We start from the raw sequence: 4038 nt of genomic DNA, 5'->3' as shown, positions 1-4038 counted from the left end.
GCAAATTTGGAAATGAGAAAATGGGGTGGTGTGGAGTCTTAGGGAATAGGCACTAGGGGGGGGAGTATGATGGAAAAGGGAAGAAATAACGAATGATGAATGACGAGAAATGTGACGCAAAAGCAATCACGATATTGTAAATTAGAGATAATTACTCTTTTTAATCCTTAGATTCGCTTTACTATCTTTGCTGTTAGAAAAAAAATATCTACCTTTGCCAAAAATATTTAGAGCTACGCAGGCGGAAATTGTAAGATTTCAAACAGAAGTAAGTGCGTTAGACTTCCCTTTACTTACAACTATTAAGAAGAAAGTTGTAATAACACGAGTGTAAGAACAAATAAGAATTGACAAATAGAAAAGAATCGGTTGGACTCTTTTCAGTTTTAACTTTTAACTAAAACAATATGGAATTAAACAAACTAATTGACCACACGCTTCTAAAAGCAACGGCTACCATTGCCGATATTGAAACCCTTTGCAAAGAAGCAGTGGAGTACGATTTTTATTCGGTATGTGTGAATAGCTGTTATGTAGCAACAGCTAAGAATTTTTTAGCAGGCACTGATATCAAGGTGTGTAGCGTGGTAGGCTTTCCCTTAGGAGCAATGTCGGCTAAAGCAAAATACTTTGAGACGGGTGAAGCTCTCTCCGATGGCGCCGACGAGATTGATATGGTGCTAAACGTAGGCTTGTTAAAATCTGGTGAAGTGAACAAAGCGTTGGACGAAATTATATCACTGAAACGCTGTGTAGGTGAGAATAGAGTGCTAAAAGTAATCCTCGAAACCTGCTACCTCACTGACGAAGAAAAACGCTTGGCTTGCCGTATGGCTCTTGATGCTAAAGCGGACTTTGTAAAGACCTCTACAGGATTTGGCTCAGGAGGGGCTACCCTTGCAGATGTGAAATTAATGAAAGAATGTGTGCAAGGCAAGGCAAAAATAAAAGCCTCAGGAGGTATACGTGACTACGAAACAGCTATGCAGTACGTGAACTTAGGGGTACAACGCATTGGTACATCGAACGGTATTGCTATCTTAAAAGGAGAAAAAGGAACAGGCTACTAATGAAAATTATCAGTTATAACGTAAATGGCATTAGGGCAGCGCTTACGAAAGGCTTTGCCGACTGGCTGAAAAGTGCTAACCCCGATGTGTTGTGCTTGCAAGAGATTAAAGCTACAGAAGACCAAATCCCTACGGAAGTTTTTTCGGAATTGGGCTATAAATATCAGTATTACCACAGTGCAGAGAAGAAAGGTTATAGTGGCGTAGCGATACTCTCTAAAATAGAACCTAAGCACGTGGAAATAGGTACGGGTATCGACTATATGGATAAGGAAGGACGGGTGCTTCGCGCCGATTTTGAGACGCTTTCAGTAATGAGTCTGTACTTGCCCTCAGGTACAAATCCTGACCGCCTTGACTTTAAACTGACTTTTATGGCTGACTTCCAAAAGTACATAGACAAACTGAAACAGAAGGTGCCTAACCTCGTTATTTGTGGTGACTATAACATCTGTCACGAGGCGATAGACATTCACGACCCCATACGAAATGCCAATGTATCGGGCTTTCTTCCGATAGAGCGCGAGTGGTTGGATAAGTTTATGAAGAGTGGTTTTATTGATAGTTTTCGCTATTTCCACAAAGAAGCACATCAGTACTCGTGGTGGAGCTATCGCGCGAATGCTCGCAACAACAACAAGGGTTGGCGCATTGATTATCACTTGGTATCTGCTCCCTTAGAAAACCGTATGGAGCGCGCACTTATACTCCCCGAAGCTAAACACAGCGACCACTGCCCTATCTTATTAATGATTAATGGTTAGTGGTTAATGATTAAAGGCTGTCCGAAAAATTTATGCTGTTATAGTTTTTCGGACAGCCTTTGTTTCTTATTTCTTCTTTAAAGTAAAACAGTGCATTTCCTCTTCAAAACTATACTTCACCTGCAATTGATAACTATCGGCAATAGACTTTACAATAGCTAAGCCTAAACCGGTGGAAGTAGCGTCCTGTTGCCCTTTGTGGAAGCGTTGGAAAATCTTGTTAGGGTCTAAGCGTATTCCGTCTTTGGCAGTATTCTTCACTTGAAAACAGTTTTCTTCTAAACGGACTTGTATCTCCCTTCCCTTTTCGGTGTATTTAATGGCATTGCGCAATAAGTTCGACACGAGTACCGTTGCCAAATCTTTATTCATTTCCACTTGAAAATCGCTATTTTCTTTCACTGTAATTTCTAATTCTTTAAAGGCAATTAAATCACTGAGATCTTCTATAATAGTTGCTGTGAGCGCTTGAAACGATATGCTCTCGACTTGCTTGTATTGGTGATTTTCTATGCGGGTGAGCATCAGTAGCGACTTGTTTAAGTGAGTCATTCGCATTAGTGACTGCTTGACTTCGCTAAGCTGAACTAATTGCTTTTCGGTCAGTGAAGGGTCATCGGCTAATAGTTCTAATTTGTTGAGGGTAATAGCTAAGGGCGTTTGCAATTCGTGTGAAGCGTTCTCAATAAACACTTTCTGTTCTTCAAATACTACTTCGTTGCGTTGCCACATTTGCTGGATATTGTCGTGCAACACGTTGAACTCAATTACATCGGTAACGATGGGATGTAGTTTGGTTTTATTCCCTACTTCATATTGGCGAATAGCTGTGAGTATCCCCTTGAAAGGCTTCCATATTTTATTGATAACTAACAGATTGACAAGATACATTGAGAGTACCAACACCACATACAATACCCCCAGCGCAATGGCTAAATTGAACAGTAAATCGTCTTTTTCTACCGTAGAGGTGCGTATCTCAAGCGTATAGGGGTTCATATCACGGTCGTAGAAGCTCGTTTTGAGTACCCTGTATGGCTCGTCTTCATCGTCAAAAGGCATATAGAAAAAGGCATTACTAAGAATATTGTGGTCGGAGAAATCATCTTGCGAAGGGTACACTCTAAAGTCTTCGATACCAAATTCATTTATCTTTAACAGTTCGGGGTGACGAAGGATATTTTGAATAATGAGCGTCTTCTTGTCTTTCAGTCCGTCATCGATATTGTCGTACACCTCGTCTAAAATATAAGCGTAGAACACCGCCGCCCACACCGCCAAGATGAGCAAAAAGGTGAGCGTGAGGTAGCGCAAGGTGTAGTTTTTCAGTGATATTTTCATAGTTAAACCAATTTATAACCAATGCCATAAACCGCTTGGAGGTCTATTTCGGCTTCGGCAGTTTTGAGCTTTTTGCGGAGATTCTTTATTTGCGAATAGATAAAATCGAGGCTATCCACTTGGTCGATATAGTCTCCCCAGACGGCTTCGGCAAGGGTAGTTTTCTCCACCAAACGTTCAGGACGAATGATAAAGTAATACAACAGGTCGTATTCCTTTCGGTTGAGGGTAAGGGTTGTATCGCCTACCTTCACGGTACGGGTTTCGGGGAAGAGCTGTACGTTTTTGAGGGTAATAACTTCCTCACCTTGCTGGTTTTTGCGCCGTATAATTGATTTGACGCGAGCCAAGAGTTCGGCGAGGTGAAAAGGTTTTGCAAGATAATCGTCAGCGCCCTTTTCGAGTCCGAGCACCTTGTCCTCTACTGAGTCTTTCGCCGAGATGATAAGCACCGAATGGTTCTTTTTCATCGCCCTAAGCTCGTCGAGCAATTGCATACCGCTACCGTTGGGCAACATAATGTCCAAGAGGATGCAATCGTAGTCGTAGTCGGCAAGTTTGGCTAGCCCCGAAGGGTAGTCTTTCGCTGTTTCCACCAAAAAGTGTTCTTGTTCGAGGAACTGTCGCAAGGTGAGGCGCAGTTCTTTTTCGTCTTCTATAATCAGGATTTTCATACGGGGGCAAAGATAATAAATAATTGCGAATGAAGAATGATTAGTGGTTAGTGGTTAATGGTTAATGGTTAATGATTAATGATTAATGATTAATGGTTAATGGTTAGTTAGGAAATTAGCAAATGAGAGAATGAGAGAAGTAACTTTTTGGAACATCAACTTTGCCAAAGTTTGAAACTAAGGTTGTAA

General features: G+C 41.3%; 4 protein-coding genes. 2 read left to right on the top strand and 2 right to left on the bottom strand.

Annotated elements, in window-relative coordinates; translation table 11 throughout:
• The first annotated feature begins 407 nt into the window (after window positions 1-407).
• Both deoC and HMPREF9078_RS01230 read left to right on the top strand, forming a co-directional pair.
• Window positions 408-1070, top strand: a complete 663-nt coding sequence (deoC, locus tag HMPREF9078_RS01235; protein ID WP_009418893.1) for a deoxyribose-phosphate aldolase — start codon at window positions 408-410, stop codon at window positions 1068-1070.
• The gene (locus tag HMPREF9078_RS01230; RefSeq protein WP_009418892.1) at window positions 1070-1834 is read left to right on the top strand and encodes an exodeoxyribonuclease III; all 765 of its coding nucleotides are present in this window, start codon (window positions 1070-1072) and stop codon (window positions 1832-1834) included. The genes deoC and HMPREF9078_RS01230 overlap by 1 nt, the downstream gene beginning before the upstream one ends.
• Before the next feature lie 66 nt (window positions 1835-1900).
• On the opposite strand, the gene HMPREF9078_RS01225 is transcribed toward HMPREF9078_RS01230, so the two are convergent.
• Together HMPREF9078_RS01225 and HMPREF9078_RS01220 are read right to left on the bottom strand one after the other, a co-directional pair.
• Complete coding sequence (locus tag HMPREF9078_RS01225; protein ID WP_009418891.1) at window positions 1901-3175, bottom strand: HAMP domain-containing sensor histidine kinase; 1275 nt, start codon at window positions 3173-3175, stop codon at window positions 1901-1903.
• A 2-nt stretch (window positions 3176-3177) separates the two neighbouring features.
• Window positions 3178-3849, bottom strand: a complete 672-nt coding sequence (locus HMPREF9078_RS01220; protein WP_009411863.1) for a response regulator transcription factor — start codon at window positions 3847-3849, stop codon at window positions 3178-3180.
• Between the last annotated feature and the right edge of the window lie 189 nt (window positions 3850-4038).

Source organism: Capnocytophaga sp. oral taxon 380 str. F0488 (assembly GCF_000318255.2).
Lineage (GTDB): Bacteria > Bacteroidota > Bacteroidia > Flavobacteriales > Flavobacteriaceae > Capnocytophaga > Capnocytophaga ochracea.
This window is presented reverse-complemented; position numbering and strand designations above follow the sequence as displayed.